Below are 19524 nucleotides of genomic sequence, written 5' to 3'. Positions count from 1 at the left end.
CACCATGCACCGTTATGCTCAGATCTTGCAACGCTGGTTCCGGAGTCTGCTGATTTTGTCCTTGCTTACTGCTACAGGCGTCCAGGGGGCGGAAAAAATCGACCTGATCATCGACACCGATCCGGGTGCCGACGATGTGGTCGCACTGCTGTTCGCCCTGGCCTCGCCGGAGGAGCTGCATATCCGCGCCCTGACCACCGTGGCCGGCAACGTGCGCCTGGACAAGACCTCGCGCAACGCGCGCCTGGCCCGTGAGTGGGCAGGGCGCGAAGAGGTGCCGGTGTATGCCGGTGCGCCCAGGCCGCTGTTGCGCACGCCGATCTACGCCGAGAATATCCACGGCAAGGAAGGCATCTCCGGCGTCACCGTGCATGAACCCAAGGCGCCCCTGGCCAAGGGCAATGCCGTCAACTACCTGATCGAGACCCTGCGTGCGGCCAAGCCCCACAGCATCACCATTGCCATGCTGGGGCCGCAGACCAACCTGGCCCTGGCCTTGATTCAGGATCCCGAGATCACCCAGGGCATCAAGGAAGTGGTGGTCATGGGCGGTGCACACTTCAACGGCGGCAATATTACGCCAGTGGCCGAGTTCAACCTGTTCGCCGACCCGCAAGCCGCCGAGGTGGTGCTCAAGAGCGGGGTCAAGCTGACCTACCTGCCGCTGGACGTGACCCACAAGATCCTCACCAGCGAGGAGCGCCTGAAGAAGATCGCGGCGTTGAACAACAACGCCAGCAAGGTGGTCGGCGATATTCTCAACGAGTACGTCAAGGGTGACATGGAGCATTACGGTATTCCCGGTGGCCCGGTGCACGACGCCACGGTGATCGCCTACCTGCTCAAGCCCGAGCTGTTCAGCGGGCGTCAGGTCAATATGGTGGTCGACAGCCGTGAAGGCCCGACCTTCGGCCAGACCATTGTCGACTGGTACGATGGCCTGAAACAGAACAAGAACGTGTTCTGGGTCGAGAACGGCGACGCCCAGGGCTTCTTCGACCTGCTGACGGCGCGCCTGGCCCGCCTGAAGTAACTTCGGTACCGACTGATCGTTGATCGTTCCCACGCTCCGCGTGGGCATGCAGCCCGTGACGCTCCGCGTCACAAGAGCGGACGCAGAGCGTCCAGAGAGGCATTCCCACGCAGAGCGTGGGAACGATCGAAGCGATTGGACACTCCGCGTCACAACCGCTCGCGGTGGCTGGGCACAGGACCTGGCCGCATGTCAGAATCGGGTTTTGTTTTTCCTGGAACCCGCCCGTGCAGATCGACCTGAACAACCCCGCCAACCTGACCCTCGACGCGGTGCGCCAGCTGCTCGCTTCGGCCAGTGACGACGTGCACACCCAGTTACGGGTGACCCGTTCCGGCATCGCCTACCTGTCTTCCGGCGTGGTCGGCGGGCAGGAGATCGACGGCCTGTCGTTCCGCCTCGAAACCTGGGCGGCCGGCTCCGGTTATGTCGGCAATGTCGCGGCCAGCGACGAGGTTTGGGTCATGCAGATCTTCAATGCGTTGAAAGAGAACTGGCCCAACCCGCCGTACGACTACATCGACATCTACTGACTCCACCATTCGTTCATATTCAGTCACGATTCATTGCGCAGGCGAGTCGGCGGCTCAGGCAGACTTGTCCTGCCTTGCTGTAAGAATCAGGCCAGCGACCGTTCGATATGCAACCAATGACGTAAACGGCGGTCGCACGCACTCTACTTATTTTTTGAAAGGAGGCTTCATGCCTTGGAAGCTTGCATCTTTGGGGGCGTTGTTCGCCATGTCGGTCCTGGCGGGTTGCGCGAACAGTGGTTCCGCGCCGGCGGCCAGTGCGCCTGCCAGCGAAAGCGGCAATGGCAATAGCCGTTGCGAAGCCAAAGGCGCCGAGTTCGCGATCGGCAAGCAGGCCTCTGCCGAGCTGCTGGAGCAGGCGCGTAGCCGCAGCGGCGCACAGAGCGCACGGATCCTCGGGCCGGATGACATGGTCACACTGGAATACCGTTCGGACCGTCTGAACCTCAATGCCGACAGCGCCGGCAAGATCGAGCGGGTCAACTGCGGCTGATCGGCCGGTCGGTTGTATAGCGCCCATAAAAAACCCCGCCACATGGACGGGGTTTTTTCAGTTCGCGGAAACTTACTCCGGACGAACCTGTGCAGCTTGCATACCCTTTTGGCCTTTCTCAGCCACGAAGGAAACGGTCTGGCCTTCTTTCAGGCTTTTGAAACCGTCGCTTTCGATAGCTTTGAAGTGTACGAACAGGTCGTCACCGCCACCTTGAGGAGTGATGAAGCCGAAGCCTTTTTCATCGTTGAACCATTTTACGGTGCCGGTTTGGCGATTAGACATGGTGTATCTCCAAGAAACATATATTTTCAGTAGTACTGTGCTGCTCAGGCCAACTGGGCACACTGGCCTATCATAGTCGAAATGTTCGACTTGGGAGCCCCCTGCAGCGGCGGATTGCCAATCAGTCGCGCTTTCTTTACCACGGTGATTGTCTGAGAGCCCCGGTTTAAAAGGCTTTCAGGGAAAAAAGGCGGTGATAAAAAAAGCCGTAAAAGCTGCATAAAATGTGTGAAAAGGCTGGTTTTCAAGCCGTTTTCTGCCCTGAAGGCCTCACAAGTGTCCCTGTTTCAGGGGTTATTTGACGACCCGGCACGCGGCAATGGCGTTCAGCGCCTTGGTCTTGAGTTCGGGGCTGGGCTCTTTTTTCGCGTTCATCAGCGCGGAGATTTCATCCTTGCTGAAGTTGTCCCGCAGCTTGTCGGCGCCACAAGCGCAGTGTTGCTGTGCGACATTGACCGGGACGCTCTGGCTGGCGGCGGCAGTGCAGTCCTTCATGTAGGCGGCGCGTGTTTCCTTTGACGGCCAGTCAGCCTGGGCGCTCAGGGGTAGCAGCAGGAGGGCGGGGGCGGCAAAGGCAAAAAGATGAGTCAGGCGCATGTTCGAATACTCCTCTGGATAAAAACGACGGGCTGAGTAGCGCTTACCCTGTATTTGAGGGCACGGGTGCAATTCAAGTTCACCCGGGCTGCAAAACCTGCGGACTTTAGCAGTTTGTGCGTCAGGCGAGGCGATGACCGTTCATCTGTGCTAGCATCCCCGACCTGGCTATTTCCGGCATCGGTGCGGGTTGCAACCGACTGATGCCATGCCATCAACCCTTTTTCTTGAACTCCAGTCACGGTGGTTCGTTTTCCGGTTGGCCTTGCGGCTCCTGCCACTGTGCGGCAGGCGTTCTTCACTGAACGGCTGGACGGATCATGTACTGGCTGCTCATCCCAACCCACGTGACCTTTGGTAGGGGTCACCACTAGGAGAGGAGGCGCCATGCCCACTATTACTCTTCCCGACGGCAGTCAACGTTCGTTCGATCATCCGGTTTCCGTAGCCGATGTCGCCGCATCCATCGGTGCCGGCCTGGCCAAGGCCACCGTGGCCGGCAAGGTCAATGGCAAGCTGGTCGATGCCTGCGACCTGATCGACGCCGACGCCACCCTGCAGATCATCACGCCCAAGGATGAAGAGGGGCTGGAGATCATTCGTCACTCTTGCGCCCACCTGGTCGGCCATGCGGTCAAGCAGCTGTACCCGACGGCCAAGATGGTGATCGGTCCGGTCATCGACGAAGGTTTCTACTACGACATCGCCTACGAGCGTCCCTTCACCCCGGACGACCTGGCGGCGATCGAGCAGCGCATGCAGTTGCTGATCGAAAAAGATTACGACGTGATCAAGAAAGTCACGCCGCGTGCCGAAGTGATCGACGTGTTCACCCAGCGTGGCGAAGACTACAAGCTGCGCCTGGTCGAGGACATGCCGAACGAACAGGCCATGGGCCTGTACTACCACGAAGAATATGTCGATATGTGCCGTGGCCCGCATGTGCCGAACACGCGCTTCCTGAAGTCGTTCAAGCTGACCAAGCTGTCCGGTGCCTACTGGCGCGGCGACGCGAAGAACGAACAGTTGCAGCGCGTCTATGGCACGGCCTGGGCGGACAAGAAGCAGCTGGCCGCCTACATCCAGCGCATCGAAGAAGCGGAAAAACGCGACCACCGCAAGATCGGCAAGCGCCTGGGCCTGTTCCATACCCAGGAAGAAGCGCCGGGCATGGTGTTCTGGCACCCGAATGGCTGGACCCTGTACCAGGTGCTCGAGCAGTACATGCGCAAGGTGCAGCGTGACAACGGCTACCTGGAGATCAAGACCCCGCAAGTGGTCGATCGCTCCCTGTGGGAGAAGTCCGGGCACTGGGCCAACTACGCCGAGAACATGTTCACCACCGAGTCGGAAAGCCGCGACTACGCCATCAAGCCGATGAACTGCCCGTGCCATGTGCAGGTGTTCAACCAGGGCCTGAAGAGCTACCGCGAGCTGCCGATGCGCCTGGCCGAGTTCGGTGCCTGCCATCGCAACGAGCCGTCGGGCGCGCTGCACGGCATCATGCGCGTGCGTGCTTTCACCCAGGACGATGCCCATATCTTCTGCACCGAAGAGCAGATGCAGGCCGAGTCCGCCGCGTTCATCAAGCTGACCATGGCGGTCTACGCCGACTTCGGCTTCAAAGACATCGAAATGAAGTTGTCCACCCGTCCGGAAAAGCGTGTGGGCTCCGACGAACTGTGGGATCGCGCCGAAAGCGCGCTGGCTGCCGCACTGGACAGCGCGGGCCTGCCGTACGACCTGCAGCCGGGCGAGGGTGCCTTCTACGGTCCGAAGATCGAGTTTTCGCTCAAGGACTGTCTCGGTCGCGTCTGGCAGTGTGGTACCCTGCAGCTCGATTTCAACCTGCCTATCCGTCTCGGCGCCGAATACGTGTCCGAAGACAACAGCCGCAAGCATCCGGTGATGTTGCACCGGGCGATCCTCGGATCGTTCGAGCGTTTCGTCGGAATTCTGATCGAGCACTACGAGGGCGCGTTCCCGGCGTGGCTGGCGCCTACCCAGGCCGTGATCATGAATATCACGGACAAGCAGGCTGATTTTGCCCTCGAAGTGGAAAAAACTCTGGCCGAAAGCGGATTTCGTGCCAAGTCCGACTTGAGAAATGAAAAGATCGGCTTTAAAATCCGCGAGCATACTTTGCTCAAGGTTCCCTATCTTTTGGTTATCGGAGATCGGGAAGTCGAGATGCAGACTGTCGCTGTGCGTACTCGTGAAGGTGCTGACCTGGGCTCGATGCCCGTCGCCCAGTTCGCCGAGTTCCTCGCGCAAGCGGTTTCCCGGCGTGGTCGCCCAGATTCGGAGTAATTATTATTAAGCGTGAAATGAGACAAGATAAACGAGCTGCACCGAAGGCCCCGATCAACGAGAATATCTCGGCACGCGAGGTTCGGTTAATTGGCGCTGATGGCGAGCAGATTGGCATCGTCTCGATTGATGAAGCGCTTCGGATTGCTGAAGAAGCCAAGCTGGATCTGGTGGAGATTTCCGCCGATGCAGTGCCACCCGTCTGCCGGGTGATGGACTACGGCAAGTCGATTTTCGAAAAGAAAAAGCAAATTGCTGCTGCGAAGAAAAACCAGAAGCAAGTGCAGGTTAAAGAAATCAAGTTTCGTCCAGGGACGGAGGAAGGGGATTACCAGGTAAAACTGCGCAACCTGGTACGTTTCCTGAGTGATGGGGACAGGGCCAAGGTTTCCTTGAGATTCCGCGGTCGTGAGATGGCCCACCAGGAGCTGGGGATGGAACTCCTCAAGCGGGTTGAAGGTGACCTGCTCGAGTACGGTTCGGTCGAACAGCATCCTAAGATGGAAGGACGCCAGCTTATTATGGTCATCGCCCCGAAAAAGAAGAAGTAACCACCAGGGCACGGCAGGCCTTGCGGTTATGTTTATCAACTGAATGCGGAGTATCCGAACATGCCAAAGATGAAAACTAAAAGTGGTGCTGCTAAGCGGTTTCTGAAAACTGCTAACGGTATCAAGCACAAGCACGCTTTCAAGAGCCACATCCTGACCAAAATGTCGACCAAGCGTAAGCGTCAACTGCGCGGTAGCAGCTTGCTGCATCCGTCTGACGTGGCAAAAGTCGAGCGCATGCTGCGCCTTCGTTAATTTTTGGATCAAGAATAGAGGAAGTAACTCATGGCTCGTGTAAAGCGTGGCGTCATTGCCCGTAAACGTCACAAAAAAATTCTGAAACTTGCTAAAGGCTACTACGGCGCTCGCTCGCGCGTATTCCGTGTTGCCAAGCAAGCGGTAATCAAGGCAGGCCAATACGCCTACCGTGACCGTCGTCAGAAAAAACGTCAGTTCCGCGCTCTGTGGATCGCTCGTATCAACGCTGGTGCTCGTATCAACGGTCTGTCCTACAGCCGTTTCATCGCCGGCCTGAAAAAAGCGTCCATCGAGATCGACCGTAAGGTTCTGGCTGATCTGGCAGTGAACGAAAAAGCGGCGTTTGCTGCGATTGTCGAGAAAGCTAAAGCCACCTTGGCTTAAGTACCCCCCGACAATCACCTGGGTTCGCCTTTGCGGGCTCGGGTGTTAAACGTCAGTAAATAGGGGAAGAGCCTTACAGCTCTTCCCCTATTTCGTATCTGGAGTCTGTACATGGAAAACCTGGACGCACTGGTCTCTCAAGCACTTGAGGCTGTGCAAAGCGCTGAAGACATCAATGCCCTGGAGCAAATCCGGGTTCACTACCTTGGCAAGAAGGGCGAGCTGACTCAGGTGATGAAGACCCTGGGGAGTCTGCCGGCAGAAGAGCGTCCGCAAGTCGGCGCCCTGATCAACGTTGCCAAGGAGCGTGTCACAGAGGTTCTCAATGCGCGCAAGGCGTCGTTCGAGGAGGCGGATCTGGCTGCCAAACTCGCCGCCGAGTCCATTGACGTGACCCTGCCTGGCCGCGGCCAGACCTCGGGCGGTCTGCATCCGGTTACCCGGACTCTGGAACGCGTCGAACAATTCTTCACCCGCATCGGCTATGGCATCGCCGAAGGTCCCGAGGTGGAAGACGATTACCACAACTTCGAGGCGCTCAACATCCCAGGCCACCACCCGGCCCGGTCGATGCATGACACCTTCTATTTCAACGCGAACATGCTGTTGCGCACCCATACCTCGCCGGTACAGGTCCGCACCATGGAATCGCAGAAGCCGCCGATCCGCATCGTCTGCCCAGGCCGTGTGTACCGTAGCGACTCCGATATCACCCACTCGCCGATGTTCCACCAGGTCGAAGGCCTGCTGGTCGATCGCGACATCAATTTCGCTGACCTCAAGGGCACCATCGAAGAGTTCCTGCGGGTGTTCTTCGAGAAAGAGCTGGCGGTACGTTTCCGCCCTTCGTACTTCCCGTTCACCGAGCCGTCCGCTGAAGTCGACATGGAATGTGTGATGTGCAGCGGTAAGGGCTGCCGCGTCTGCAAACAGACCGGCTGGCTGGAAGTCATGGGCTGCGGCATGGTGCACCCGAACGTGCTGCGCATGTCCGGTATCGATCCGGAAGAGTTCCAGGGCTTTGCCTTCGGCATGGGCGTCGAGCGTCTGGCCATGCTGCGTTACGGCGTGAACGACTTGCGTCTGTTCTTCGACAACGACTTGCGGTTCCTCGCGCAATTTCGCTAGTCGTAACGAATCTATTGGGAGAACAGGATGAAATTTAGTGAACAATGGCTGCGCGGCTGGGTAAGCCCGCAGGTGAGCCGCGACGAGCTGGTTGCTCGTCTGTCTATGGCCGGTCTTGAGGTCGATAGCGTGACCCCGGCCGCCGGTGCCTTCAGCGGCGTGATCGTCGGCGAAGTACTCAGCACCGAACAGCACCCGGACGCCGACAAGTTGCGCGTCTGCCAGGTCAGCAACGGTTCGGAGACCTTCCAGGTCGTCTGTGGCGCGCCCAATGTGCGCCCGGGCCTGAAAATCCCGTTCGCGATGATCGGTGCCGAACTGCCCGGCGACTTCAAGATCAAGAAAGCCAAGCTGCGCGGCGTCGAGTCGAACGGCATGCTGTGCTCGCAAGCCGAGCTGCAGATCGGCGAAGGCAATGACGGCCTGATGGAACTGGCGGCCGATGCGCCGGTGGGCGAAGACATTCGTGTCTACCTGAACCTGGACGACGCCAGCATTGAGGTCGACCTGACCCCGAACCGTGGCGACTGCCTGTCCCTGGCCGGTCTGGCCCGTGAAGTCGGCGCGCTGTATGCCGCTCCGGTCACTCGTCCAGTCGTGGCGGCGGTGCCCGCCGTGCATGACGAAGTGCGTTCGATCGAAGTCCTGGCGCCGGCAGCGTGCCCGCGTTACCTGGGCCGCGTGATCCGCAATGTCGACCTGTCGAAGCCGACCCCGCTGTGGATGGTCGAGCGCCTGCGTCGTTCCGACGTGCGCAGCATCGATGCCGCCGTCGACATCACCAACTACGTGATGATCGAACTTGGCCAGCCGCTGCACGCGTTCGACCTCGCCGAAATCAACGGCGGCATCCGCGTGCGGATGGCGGAAGAGGGCGAGAAGCTGGTACTGCTCGACGGTCAGGAAGTCAGCCTGCGTAGCGATACCCTGGTGATTGCCGACCACACCCGCGCCCTGGCGATTGCCGGCGTGATGGGCGGTGAGCACAGCGGCGTCAACACCGCGACCACCCGTGACATTTTCCTGGAAAGCGCGTTCTTCGACCAGATCGCCGTGGCTGGCAAGGCCCGCTCCTATGGCCTGCACACCGACGCTTCGCACCGCTACGAGCGTGGCGTGGACTGGCAACTGGCCCGTGAAGCCATGGAGCGCGCCACCGGCCTGCTGCTGGAAATCACTGGTGGTGAAGCTGGCCCGATCATCGAAACCGTCAGCGAAGCGCACCTGCCTGCCATTGCCCCGGTGACCCTGCGTGCCGAGCGCATCACCCAGATGCTGGGCATGGAAATGGACGCCCCGCAGATCGAGCGTCTGCTCTCCGGCCTGGGCCTGGGTATTGTCGCCAGTGGGGCGGGGCAGTGGCAGGTCGACGTACCTAGCCATCGCTTCGATATCAGCCTGGAAGTCGACCTGATCGAAGAACTGGCGCGCTTGTACGGCTACAACCGCCTGCCGGTTCGTTACCCGCAAGCCCGCCTGGCACCAAAAGCCAAGGCTGAAGCCCGTAGCGACCTGCCTGAGCTGCGTCGTCTACTGGTGGCCCGTGGTTACCAGGAAGCGATCACCTACAGCTTCATCGATCCGAAGCAGTTCGAACTGTTCAGCCCGGGCGTCGAGCCGTTGTTGCTGGCCAACCCGATCTCCAACGACATGGCGGCCATGCGCTCGTCCCTGTGGCCAGGCCTGGTCAAGGCGCTGCAGCACAACCTGAACCGTCAGCAGGATCGTGTCCGCCTGTTCGAAAGCGGTCTGCGTTTTGTCGGTCAGTTGGAAGGCCTGAAGCAAGAGCCGATGCTGGCCGGCGTGGTCTGCGGCAGCCGCCTGCCGGAAGGTTGGGCACAAGGTCGCGACACCGTCGACTTCTTCGACGTCAAGGCTGACGTGGAAGCGCTGCTGGGCTTTGCCGGTGCGCTGGATTCTTTCACCTTCGTGCCGGGCAAGCACCCAGCGTTGCATCCGGGTCAGACCGCGCGCATCGAGCGGGAAGGGCGCCTGGTCGGTTTCATCGGCGCAATCCACCCCGAATTGTCGAAAACCCTCGGTCTCGACCGTCCGGTCTTCGTGTTCGAGTTGGTTCTGGCTGAAGTGGCCCTGGGCAAAATGCCGAAATTCAGCGAGTTGTCGCGCTTCCCTGAAGTTCGTCGTGACCTTGCGCTGTTGGCGGACAAGGGCGTGGCGGCCAGTGCCGTACTGGACGTAATTCGTGAAAATGCAGGCGAATGGCTCACAGAGCTCAGGCTCTTTGACGTCTATGAGGGTAAAGGCATTGATCCGCATAGAAAAAGCCTTGCAGTTGGCTTGACCTGGCAGCATCCATCGCGCACTCTTAATGACGATGAGGTGAACTCCACGACGCAAAACATCCTCACCTCGCTCGAAACCAGGTTGAACGCCACGTTAAGGAAGTGACGTATGGGGGCTCTGACGAAAGCTGAAATGGCGGAACGTCTCTACGAAGAGCTGGGTCTGAACAAGCGGGAGGCCAAGGAATTGGTCGAACTGTTTTTTGAAGAAATCAGACACGCTCTCGAAGACAACGAGCAGGTCAAACTGTCGGGATTCGGCAACTTTGATCTGCGGGACAAACGCCAGCGGCCTGGCCGCAATCCAAAAACGGGAGAAGAAATCCCGATCACGGCTCGCCGTGTGGTCACCTTTCGTCCAGGGCAGAAGTTGAAAGCCCGAGTTGAGGCCTATGCTGGAACCAAGTCATAACGACGAGCTCCCGCCGATCCCAGGCAAACGCTACTTCACCATTGGTGAAGTCAGCGAGCTGTGTGCGGTAAAACCGCATGTGCTGCGTTACTGGGAACAAGAGTTTCCTCAACTCAACCCCGCCAAGCGTGGTGGCAATCGTCGGTATTACCAGCGCCACGACGTGCTGATGATCCGGCAGATTCGCGCCTTGCTGTACGACCAGGGATTCACCATCGGCGGGGCGCGTCTGCGCCTCTCCGGTGACGAGGCCAAGGACGACAGCACCCAGTACAAACAGCTGATCCGCCAGATGATTTCCGAGCTGGAGGATGTGCTGGTGGTGCTGAAGAAGTAAATTTTTTGGAAATAATACTTTCAAAATTCAAAAGGTTAGGTTAGATTCCTAATCGCTTTCAGCAGTTTGAAAGCACAGCTACTCAGTGTCGGGGCGTAGCGCAGCCCGGTAGCGCACTTGCATGGGGTGCAAGGGGTCGAGTGTTCGAATCACTCCGTCCCGACCAATAATTTAGTAGACGGCTCAAGCACTTACGGTGATTGAGCCGTTTTCTTTTGCGGCATCACAATCAAAACAGAATCAAAATAAAATCAAAACATCAGCCCGAAGAAAGGTTGGGCTTTTTCATGTGCGTCACTTTTGAAGCCCGCCCACCTGAAACACCTGTAGAGGGATCTATGCACATTACCCGTCTGGCGCATCTCCATACCGTCTCTGTCGTTTGCGAGGGGCTGGTCTCATGTTCCTGAAGCATATTCCTCTGTATGCCGGCCTGATCCTGCTCACTGCCTGTGGCATGCGGCCGTGGGTCCCCTATGTCGAGCCGGCTCCAGGTACCGACACCGCCCAGCTTCGCGTGATCACCAATGGTGAGGTACGGGGCGGCGTGTACGACGGCTGTGTGGGGAATGAGCAGGGCTTGGCCAGGGCAGGGCGCTTCTATGGCGATCACCTGCCATCAATCAACTACCCGCAGTCACCCGTGGTGCCGCCGCGGCTGGATATGCCCGCCCGTTTTGCGCCGAAACTGAGTGACTACCTGGGCGCGATAAGAATGGCTGAAGGCAACTATTCGGAAATCGTGGCCGAATACCGGGTGCCGGCGGGCAAGCCATTTGTGCTGGCGCTCCAGACGCTGCAGGCGGGCACCTATGGCAGTAGCTATATGCAATGTTCGGAGCAGGCCGCTGTTTTTACCTTTGAAAAGGGTAAAAACTATGAGGTGTTCATGGGCATCAATAGCGTCACCGCCAAAGACGGCACGACTCAGGTGAAATGCCCTTTTGCGGCGTATGAGCTGGTGAGTCTGGGCACGCGGGGGTTGGTGCTTCCGAGCATGCTCAAGCCCACGGCCCCGTCGGGGCAGAAGTGTCCGGCTCGATGAGTGGGCGGGGCTTTTTGAGCAAACAACCCCGCCGGTTTGCTGGCGGGGTATCACTGCTCTGGCCCATGGTGTGACAAGGGGCTGCGTTCTGGCTCACGCTTCATGAACACATTTGCCCACGGCTATCGTGACCTCGCTCGACAGGGCGATACCGTTCTTGGCCGCCAGTATTTCGGCCATGACGCTCACCGCGATCTCGGACGGGGTCTTGCTGCCGATGTAGATGCCGATCGGCCCCCGCAGGCGCTTGAGCGAGGCTTCGGTCTGGGCGAAGTGCTCGATCAGTCGCTCGCGGCGCAACTGGCTGTTGCGACGCGAGCCGATGGCGCCGATGTAGAAGGCGGGGCCCTGCAAGGCTTCCAGCAGCGCCAGGTCGTCGAGCTTGGGGTCATGGCTGAGCGCGACGATGCAGGTGCGCAGGTCGACGGAAAAGGCGCGGACGACATCGTCCGGCATGCCGACGATGCACTCCACGTCATCGACCGCCCAGGACTCCATGTACTCGGGTCGAGGATCGCAGACCGCCACCTTGAAGCCGTTGAACAGCGCCATGGTCGCCAGGTATTCGGCCAGCGCGCCGGCGCCGATCAGTAGCATGCGATAGCCGGGGCCCAGGGTGTTGGTCATGTACTGCCCATCGAAACTGAACTGCTCAGGGATCGCGGTCGGTTCCAGGACCACTTCGTTGGTGTCTACCGCCAGCCGGCGACGAATGAGACTGCCGGCATCGAGCCGGTTCAGGACTTCATCGAGCTGCTGTCGCGACGGGCTGAATTCGAGGACCAGTTCAAGCGTGCCGCCGCAGGGCAGGCCAAAGCGATGGGCCTCATCCGCGCTGATACCGTAGCGCACGACTTCGGGCAGCCCGTCTGTCAGGCCCGTGCCGCCATGGGCGGTGGTGTATCGGTGGATCAGGTCATCCTCGATACAGCCACCTGAGACGCTGCCGACCACACGGCCGTCGTTACGCAAGGCCATCATCGAGCCGACGGGACGCGGCGACGAGCCCCAGGTACGCGCCACGGTTGCCAGCAGTACGCGTTCCCCGGCGCCAAGCCAGTCGCGGGCGGTGCGCAAGACCAGCAGATCAATGCTCTCCATGACGTCCGGGCTCAGCGCATATGCAGGATAATGGGGCTGCTGCTGGCGGGGCCGGTGTGCCCGCGCAGCGTGCCAACCGCGTGTGCATCAACGGCACCGCCCTGATTGCCCCAGGTGCTGCGCACGAACGTCAGCACCTCGGCGATTTCCTGATCCGACAGCTGTTCACGGAATGCCGGCATGCGGTAGGCATCCGGCAGGCCGGCCGCCACCACGCGCTGCGAGCCGTTGAGGGTGATGTTGATCGCCGAGTCGGCATGCGCGGCCAGTGCGGAGGTAGCTCCGGCCAGCGGCGGCATCGATTCTGGCTGGCCCTCGCCCGCCAGGCCATGGCAGGCGGCGCAGCGGGTTACATAGGTGTGGGCGCCGGGCATGTTCTGCAGCGTCGCGGCGGACACCGCCTGGTATTGCCAGGGTGGGCCGTCACGCCCGGGGTCGCCGGGAAGTGATTTGAGATAGCGGGCGATTGCCCGCAAGTCATCGTCGCTCATGAACTGGGTGGAGTTGTTGAACGCCTCGGTCATCGAGCCATAGACCACCGCGTGCTGAGTGCGTCCGGTCTTGAGGAACTGGACGATCTGCGGCTCGCTCCAGCGCCCCAGGCCGGTGTTGTGATCGTCGCGCAGGCTCGGTGCGTACCAGCCGTCGAGCAGGGCGCCGGCCAGGAACGGTGTACCGGAGTCGTCCAGTGCCTTCTCGTTGAAGGCCAAACCTCGTGGTGTGTGGCAACTGCCGCAGTGACCGGGACCCTGGACGAGGTAGGCGCCACGGTTCCAGAGCGCATCGTTGGTAGGCTTGGCCGCGTAGGGCGTCGTATCGGCAAAGACGCCATTCCACAGGGCGATGGGCCAGCGCATGTTCAGCGGCCAGGGGATCTGGCTGGGGATATTGGCCTGTTTGACCGGGGCGACGCCTTGCATGAAAAACGCGTACAGCGCGCGCACGTCATCGTCGCTGAGTTTGCCGTAGGACGGGTAGGGCATGGCCGGATAGAGGCGCCGTCCACCCGGGGCAACGCCGCTGCGCACGGCGCGGTCGAAGTCCGTCAGGCTGTAGCGGCCGATACCGGTGTCGCGGTCCGGGGTGACGTTGGTGGCGTGAATCGCACCCAGCGGCGTGGCCATCTCCAGGCCTCCGGCGAAGGGCGCACCGCCCGGCACGCTGTGGCAGGCCACGCAGTCGCTGAGGCGGGCGACGTACTCGCCGCGAGCGACCAGGGCCGGGTCGAAGCGGGCTTCGGCGGCCTGGTCGCTCTCCAGGGGCGAGCTGGGTTCACGTGTGACGTACCAGGCCAGCAGGCCAGCCGCGACCAGGCACGGCAGGGCCAGCCAGCCAGCGGTTCTTGCGAATCGGCTGTTTTTCATGAAATCTCCGGCGCCCGTCAGGCGAAGGTGTATCGGCTCAAGGGCATGCTGCGGATGCGCTGGCCGGTCAGCCGCGCCACCGCGTTGGCCACGGCGGGTGCCACCGCCGGCAGCGGCGGTTCACCGACGCCCCCCATCTTTTCTCCGCTCTCGACGATACGCACGTGCACCCGCGCCATGCGTGACGGTGGCAGGATCGGGTACAGGTCGTAATTGCGCGCGCGGGGCTTGCCGTCGACATACACCGCTTCTTCCACCAGCACCTGGGACAGGCCCAGGGCCACGGCACCGTTGACCTGGGCTTCGACGATGGCGGGGTTGACGATGCTGCCAGGGTCGATGGCTTGCCAGATGTCGTGCACCCTGACCTGGCCCTTGTCGATCGACACCTCGGCGATCACCGCGGTCTGGGTGCCGAACGGCGAGGCCATGGCCACGCCGCGAGCACGCCGGGTGCCGTCCTCGGCCGTGAACGGGCCGCGTTTCCAGCCCCCCGACAGCTCGCCGACGGCCTGCAGCAAATGAGTCAGGCGCGGGTTGTCGCGCAGCAGGTGCAGGCGCAATTCGAACGGGTCCTTGCCGCCTTTGTCGGCCAGTTCATCGAGGAAGGCCTCGTAGAAAAAATCGTTGAGCGAATTGCCCACCGAGCGCCAGTAGCCGAGCATGACCGGCCCCTTGACGTAGACCTGGGCGATGCGTTTGTTGGCAATGGCGTAGGACTTGCCCGCCAACCCTTCGAGGGCGGTGGGGTCGAGCTTTTCGCCCTGTTTGCCCGCCAGGGCTTCGCTGGGACCTTCGGTGGCGCTGATCGCCTCGATGGCGACGGGCAGACCGTCACTGTCCAGTGCCGCGCGGAACCTGACCGCGGCGACGGGCCGCAGCGCATCGCGCAGGAACTCTTCCTCGCGGCTCCAGATGAGCTTGACCGGACGACCCACGGCCTTGGCCAAGGCAATGGCCTGTGGATAGGGGTTGGCCGAGTCGTAGAGGAAATGGCGCCCGAAAAAGCCGCCCAGCAGCGGGGAGTGCAAGGTGATCCGCGAAGGATCGAGGCCCGTGCGTTTAGCAATGTCGTTGCGGAACATGTCCGGCGCCTGGTTGGGCAGCCAGACCTCAAGCGAACCGTCGGGATTGAAGCGCGCCAGGGCGGAAGGCGGCTCCAGTTGGCCGTGGTTGAGGTACTGGTTGTGGTAGGTCGCCTCGACGCGGGTCTTGGCGTTGGCCAGGGTGGCCGCGACGTCGCCTTCGTTCTCCGCGTCGCGGCCAGGCCCCTGCTCGGCGGCCAGACGCTGTAAAAAAGCATCGCTGGAAAAGTCCGCGGGCATTGTCCGTACCTGGGCGTCGGCCGCAGGCTCCTGCCAATCGACCTGGATCGCTTCCACCGCGCGCTTGGCGTGCCACCAGCGTTCGGCCACCACGGCCACCGCGCCGGGTAACTGGTGCACCGAGTGCACGCCTTTCATGGTCTTGACCTGTTCTTCGTTGCGCAGGCCAGCGACCGTCATGCCCAGGCGAGGGGCGTGCTGGACGGCGGCATGGAGCATGCCGTCGACCTTCAAGTCGATGCTGTAGAGCGCCTTGCCGGTGGATTTGTCGTAGGCGTCGACGCGTTTGACCGGTTTGCCGATCCAGCGGAACTGGCTCGGGTCGCGCAGTTTTACACTGGCGGGATCCGGTACCGGCAGATCCATGGCGTGCTCGGCCAGCTCGCCATAGGCGACCGAACGTCCGGACGCGGCATGGATCACCTTGCCCGGCTCGGTGGACAGTTCGCTCACCGACACCCCGAGTTTCTGTGCGCCAGCCTGCAGCAACATGGCCCGGGCCAGGGCCCCGAGGCGGCGCATGGTCGGGTAGCTGGTGCGCACCGACATGCTGCCGCCGGTGATGCGCAGACCGTTGTCCATCACCACGTAGACGTCGCCGGGCGGTGCGCTGTCGACCACAAAGGTGGCGGGGTCGGCGTCCAGTTCTTCGCCGACGATCTGCGCCATGGCGGTGTAGGTGCCTTGTCCGCCTTCCATGAACGAGCACAGCAGGCGCACGGTGTTGTCCGGTCGGATTTCCAGGAACGCCGGCACCTGTGTTCCGCGCTCGGCGGCGGCGACGGCCGCCTGCACCCTGGCCGAGCCCAGTGGCAGGCCGAAGCCGAGCACCAGGGCGCCTACGGCCGTACCCGCGAGGAAACGGCGGCGAGAGAGATTGATCGGCTCGCCCAGGACATTTTCAAGGGAATCGATGCGTGCGTTCATCATGCTGCTCCTTTCGGGGCGGGTTGTGCCGCAAGGTCGTGCACGGCGGCATGAATGGCGTTATAGGTGCCGCAACGGCACAGGTTGACCATCGCCGCCGCGATCTGCTCGTCGCTGGGGCGCGGGGTGTGCTTGAGCAGCGCCGTGGCCGCCATGACCTGACCGGACTGGCAGTAACCGCACTGGGCAACCTGATGCTCGACCCAGGCCGCCACCACGCGCTTGCCCACCTCATCCGCCTCGATGGCTTCGATCGTGGTGACCTCGCGGCCGACCACGCCGGCCACGGGCGTGACACAGGCGCGTACCACGTTGCCGTCCACCAGCACCGAACAGGCCCCGCACTGCGCCAGGCCGCAGCCGTATTTGGTGCCGGTCAATCCCAGATCATCGCGGATCACCCACAGCAGTGGCGTATCGGCATCGGCATCGACCTGATAACTCTTCTGGTTGATTCGTAGTTCCATGGCTCACCCGCTGATCGTCGGTTGATATCTCGTTGTTATAAGTAGCGATGAGCAGCGAGGCGCATCGCTATTGCACAAGCGTCATGCCGTGCTCGAAGTCGTTGTATCCCCATCGGCCGCCTGACCGCGCAACAGGGCGATATCGCGCCTGGGGGTGTCCCCGAACAGTCGCGCGTATTCACGGCTGAACTGCGACGGGCTTTCGTAGCCCACGGCAAACGCGGCTCGCGATACGTCCAGGCGCTCACTGAGCATCAGTCGCCTGGCCTCGGTCAGGCGCAGCCATTTCTGGTACTGCAGCGGGCTCATGGCCGTGAGTTGGCGAAAGTGGTGATGAAAGGTCTGCGGGCTCATTTGTACCCGCGCTGCCAGTTCTTCGATGCGCAGCGCTTCGGCGTAGTTCCGCTTGAGCCAGTCGATGGCCTTGGCGATGCGGTAGCCCTGGCCGTCCACGGCTGTCATCTGCCGAAGACGCGCGCCCTGGTCGCTGTTCAGCAGGCGATAGTGGATCTCGCGCATGATCAGCGGGCCAAGCACCGGGATTGCCTCGGGCTCATCCAGCAACCCCAGCAGGCGGCTGAGCGCTTCCTCCAGCGCAGGGGTCATGTTGCCGATCCCCACGCCTTTGCCCTGGGCACGGTCGCGTGTCGACGGCAGGCCGCCCTTGGCGATCAGCTCGGCGAGCATGGCCAGGTCCAGTTTCATCACCAGCCCGACGCAGGGTTGCTGTGCACTGGCGACGAGCACCTGCGAGTTGGCGGGCAGATCCAGCGAGTTGATCAGAAACCGGGAGGCGTCATACACGTAGCCTTCGCCACCGACCCAGAGTTGTTTTTCACCGCGGGCGACCAGCACCAGGCTGGGCTCGATCATGCACACCGCCGGTGGTGCCGGCTGGTCGCGACGAAAGACGGACATGCCGGCAATGGCCGTCGGGAAATCTCCCGGCTGGCGGGTGTGCGGGTCGATGCTCGATGCCAGAGGCCCTGTCTGGTGCAAGCTTGAATGGGTCATGTCGGCTAATTCCTTCATGACTTGACTCTAGCCCGCGTGCGCAAAGTTTCCCACCCATTGCCCGGCATGCTCGGAGGATCAGGCAAGTATTCAAGCGGATTGCGTCAGAGCGGCAGGGTAACGACCGCCGGCGACGATGCTCTTGTGGTTACGGAGATTGTGTGGCCAGGGCTGATGAAGGCAGGGGCGACAGGCGTTCTTTTGCAATCATCGGTTTTCGGGTCATCGACAGGATCACCAGTGCCCCGGTCAGCAGCAGTCCTCCCGCAATCCCGAACGCCCAGTTGTAGCTGCCTGTAGCGCTGATCACATAGCCGGTCACCACCGGCGCCAACATCCCGAAGATGTTCCCCCCTACCACCACGAAGGCCATGGCCCTGCCGACGTCGCCGGAGCTTGGGAGCAGATCGTTCAGCAGGGTGAAGTTCAATGACGTCGTCGCGGCAATCCCGGCCAGGGTGAGTGAGAAAATCACCACGAGCTGGGTGATGTCCTGCGCCACAGGGATCAGCAGCAGGCAACTGGAGATGAGCATGGTGAGCGCGATAACGTTTCGACGTTTGCCCGATGCCGCACCGCTTCCTTTTTTCAGATAGTGATCGCTGAGTTTGCCGATACCGATGCACAAAATGACTGCGACGGAGTAGGGGATGGCGGTAAACAGGCCGCTCTTGGCAATCGTCAGGTGCCGGGCGTCTTGCAGGTAGCTCGGTAGCCAGGTCAGGAACAGGTATTGGGTGTAGACATTGCATCCCTGTGCCAGCGCCAGGCCCCACAGGGTGGGTGTTTTGAGCAGTTGCTTGAGACCGTAGGTTTGAGCGTCGGTGTCGCGGCCGCCGTTGGCGGCACGACGCTCGATGATCAAACTGCGTTCTTGTTCGCTCAACCAGGACACCTGTTCCGGCTTACCGTAAAAGAAGAACCAGACCAGCAGCCAGGCGAAGCCGATGCCACCGGCAATGACGAATGACAGGCGCCAACCGAACGCCGCGACGAGGGCGGCGAGCACCAGCGAACAGATGGCTGGTCCGGCGTAGGAGCCGCTATTGAAAATCGCGGTGATCGTTCCGCGCTCTGTACTGGGTATCCACTCACGAATGACTTTGGCCCCGACAGGATTGCTGACCGACTCGCCTGCGCCCATGACCAACCGAGCGGTCAAAAGGCTGGCAAAACTTGAGGCGGCACCCGTGAGGGCGGTCGCCAGTGACCAGATGAAAATACCGATGCCGCCGACACGCTTGACGCCATACCTGTCGATCAACAGGCCGACTGGAATCAGGAACAGCGCGTAGCTCCAGATGAAGGACGAGAACAGATAACCCATGCCCACGGACGTGAGGTGAAACTCCTCGGCGATAGGTTTGGCCGCGATGGATAGGGCGATCCGATCCATGTAGTTGATCATGGCCAGCGAAAAGAGAAAGACGGCTATCCAGCCTCTACGGTACGACATGTTTTCACCATTGTTCTGATTGTGGTGGGCGCTTAGTCGCAGTGCTGGTTAACGAAAGTGTTCAGGCGGACACATCAACCGGCGACGCTATGCTTTCGTCAAAAATGAACTTTATATCGATATAAGTTAATCTTGAATGTGTGAAACGATCATGACCCGACGATCGGCCTGATCGTCGGGTCATGACATCCGGACACGGCA

20 protein-coding genes and 1 tRNA gene are annotated in these 19524 nt (G+C 61.1%); 13 read left to right on the top strand and 8 right to left on the bottom strand.

The features are described from left to right. Window positions 1–4: 4 nt before the first annotated feature. The 3 genes from HX851_RS30560 (at window position 5) to HX851_RS30550 (ending at window position 2059) form a co-directional block, all read left to right on the top strand. A complete protein-coding gene (locus tag HX851_RS30560) occupies window positions 5–1033 on the top strand; it encodes a nucleoside hydrolase (RefSeq protein ID WP_177064387.1) in 1029 nt (342 codons plus the stop codon). Between the two features lie 227 nt (window positions 1034–1260). Next, entirely contained in the window at window positions 1261–1566 is a 306-nt protein-coding gene (locus HX851_RS30555) for a hypothetical protein (protein ID WP_177061842.1), read from the top strand. Window positions 1567–1735: 169 nt separating this feature from the next. Further along, window positions 1736–2059, top strand: a complete 324-nt coding sequence (locus tag HX851_RS30550; protein ID WP_177061844.1) for an I78 family peptidase inhibitor — start codon at window positions 1736–1738, stop codon at window positions 2057–2059. A gap of 72 nt (window positions 2060–2131) precedes the next feature. Here the strand turns inward: HX851_RS30550 and HX851_RS30545 are convergent, their stop codons facing one another. Then, window positions 2132–2344 (bottom strand): cold-shock protein, encoded by a 213-nt coding sequence (locus HX851_RS30545; RefSeq protein WP_003179963.1) that lies wholly within the window; start codon window positions 2342–2344, stop codon window positions 2132–2134. A gap of 294 nt (window positions 2345–2638) precedes the next feature. Continuing rightward, window positions 2639–2941, bottom strand: a complete 303-nt coding sequence (locus HX851_RS30540) for a hypothetical protein (protein WP_177064386.1) — start codon at window positions 2939–2941, stop codon at window positions 2639–2641. Between the two features lie 387 nt (window positions 2942–3328). Between HX851_RS30540 and thrS the strand changes: the two genes are divergently transcribed. The 10 genes from thrS (at window position 3329) to HX851_RS30490 (ending at window position 11669) form a co-directional block, all read left to right on the top strand. Next, a complete protein-coding gene (thrS, locus tag HX851_RS30535) occupies window positions 3329–5251 on the top strand; it encodes a threonine--tRNA ligase (RefSeq protein WP_177061848.1) in 1923 nt (640 codons plus the stop codon). Then, the gene (gene infC, locus HX851_RS30530; RefSeq protein ID WP_177061863.1) at window positions 5251–5802 is read left to right on the top strand and encodes a translation initiation factor IF-3; all 552 of its coding nucleotides are present in this window, start codon (window positions 5251–5253) and stop codon (window positions 5800–5802) included. The genes thrS and infC overlap by 1 nt, the downstream gene beginning before the upstream one ends. A 60-nt stretch (window positions 5803–5862) precedes the next feature. Next, window positions 5863–6057 (top strand): 50S ribosomal protein L35, encoded by a 195-nt coding sequence (gene rpmI / locus HX851_RS30525; protein ID WP_002553160.1) that lies wholly within the window; start codon window positions 5863–5865, stop codon window positions 6055–6057. A gap of 30 nt (window positions 6058–6087) precedes the next feature. Beyond that, complete coding sequence (rplT, locus tag HX851_RS30520) at window positions 6088–6444, top strand: 50S ribosomal protein L20 (RefSeq protein ID WP_007905879.1); 357 nt, start codon at window positions 6088–6090, stop codon at window positions 6442–6444. Window positions 6445–6555: 111 nt separating this feature from the next. Then, entirely contained in the window at window positions 6556–7572 is a 1017-nt protein-coding gene (gene pheS / locus HX851_RS30515) for a phenylalanine--tRNA ligase subunit alpha (RefSeq protein ID WP_177061851.1), read from the top strand. 27 nt (window positions 7573–7599) lie between these two features. After that, on the top strand, window positions 7600–9981 hold the full coding sequence (pheT, locus tag HX851_RS30510) for a phenylalanine--tRNA ligase subunit beta (RefSeq protein WP_177064385.1): 2382 nt from the start codon (window positions 7600–7602) through the stop codon (window positions 9979–9981). A gap of 3 nt (window positions 9982–9984) precedes the next feature. Then, complete coding sequence (gene ihfA, locus HX851_RS30505) at window positions 9985–10287, top strand: integration host factor subunit alpha (protein WP_002553164.1); 303 nt, start codon at window positions 9985–9987, stop codon at window positions 10285–10287. Continuing rightward, window positions 10268–10624: a MerR family transcriptional regulator gene (locus HX851_RS30500; RefSeq protein ID WP_017128239.1), complete on the top strand. Its 357-nt coding sequence runs from the start codon at window positions 10268–10270 to the stop codon at window positions 10622–10624. Before ihfA ends, HX851_RS30500 begins: the two co-directional genes overlap by 20 nt. An 89-nt stretch (window positions 10625–10713) precedes the next feature. Continuing rightward, window positions 10714–10790: transfer RNA gene (locus HX851_RS30495), tRNA-Pro, on the top strand. Window positions 10791–11024: 234 nt separating this feature from the next. Beyond that, a complete protein-coding gene (locus tag HX851_RS30490) occupies window positions 11025–11669 on the top strand; it encodes an amidase (RefSeq protein WP_177064384.1) in 645 nt (214 codons plus the stop codon). A 93-nt stretch (window positions 11670–11762) separates the two neighbouring features. On the opposite strand, the gene HX851_RS30485 is transcribed toward HX851_RS30490, so the two are convergent. The 6 genes from HX851_RS30485 to HX851_RS30460 form a co-directional block, all read right to left on the bottom strand. Further along, window positions 11763–12770, bottom strand: coding sequence for an XdhC family protein (locus HX851_RS30485; protein WP_177064383.1), 1008 nt, complete (start codon window positions 12768–12770; stop codon window positions 11763–11765). Window positions 12771–12781: 11 nt separating this feature from the next. Next, complete coding sequence (locus HX851_RS30480; RefSeq protein WP_177064382.1) at window positions 12782–14134, bottom strand: c-type cytochrome; 1353 nt, start codon at window positions 14132–14134, stop codon at window positions 12782–12784. Window positions 14135–14151: 17 nt separating this feature from the next. Beyond that, window positions 14152–16386 (bottom strand): xanthine dehydrogenase family protein molybdopterin-binding subunit, encoded by a 2235-nt coding sequence (locus tag HX851_RS30475; protein WP_177064381.1) that lies wholly within the window; start codon window positions 16384–16386, stop codon window positions 14152–14154. Next, window positions 16386–16853 (bottom strand): (2Fe-2S)-binding protein, encoded by a 468-nt coding sequence (locus tag HX851_RS30470; RefSeq protein ID WP_177063662.1) that lies wholly within the window; start codon window positions 16851–16853, stop codon window positions 16386–16388. The genes HX851_RS30475 and HX851_RS30470 overlap by 1 nt, the downstream gene beginning before the upstream one ends. 81 nt (window positions 16854–16934) lie before the next feature. Further along, the gene (locus HX851_RS30465; protein WP_177064380.1) at window positions 16935–17867 is read right to left on the bottom strand and encodes an AraC family transcriptional regulator; all 933 of its coding nucleotides are present in this window, start codon (window positions 17865–17867) and stop codon (window positions 16935–16937) included. 148 nt (window positions 17868–18015) lie between these two features. Beyond that, window positions 18016–19323 carry an MFS transporter gene (locus HX851_RS30460; protein WP_177064379.1) on the bottom strand — a complete coding sequence of 436 codons (1308 nt, stop codon included), beginning with the start codon at window positions 19321–19323 and terminating at the stop codon, window positions 18016–18018. Window positions 19324–19524 lie beyond the last annotated feature (201 nt).

This window comes from Pseudomonas gingeri, from assembly GCF_013385635.1.
GTDB classification, from domain to species: Bacteria; Pseudomonadota; Gammaproteobacteria; order Pseudomonadales; family Pseudomonadaceae; genus Aquipseudomonas; species Aquipseudomonas gingeri_A.
The sequence above is the reverse complement of the archived record's forward strand: the minus strand, read 5'-3'. Positions and strand labels throughout refer to the sequence as shown.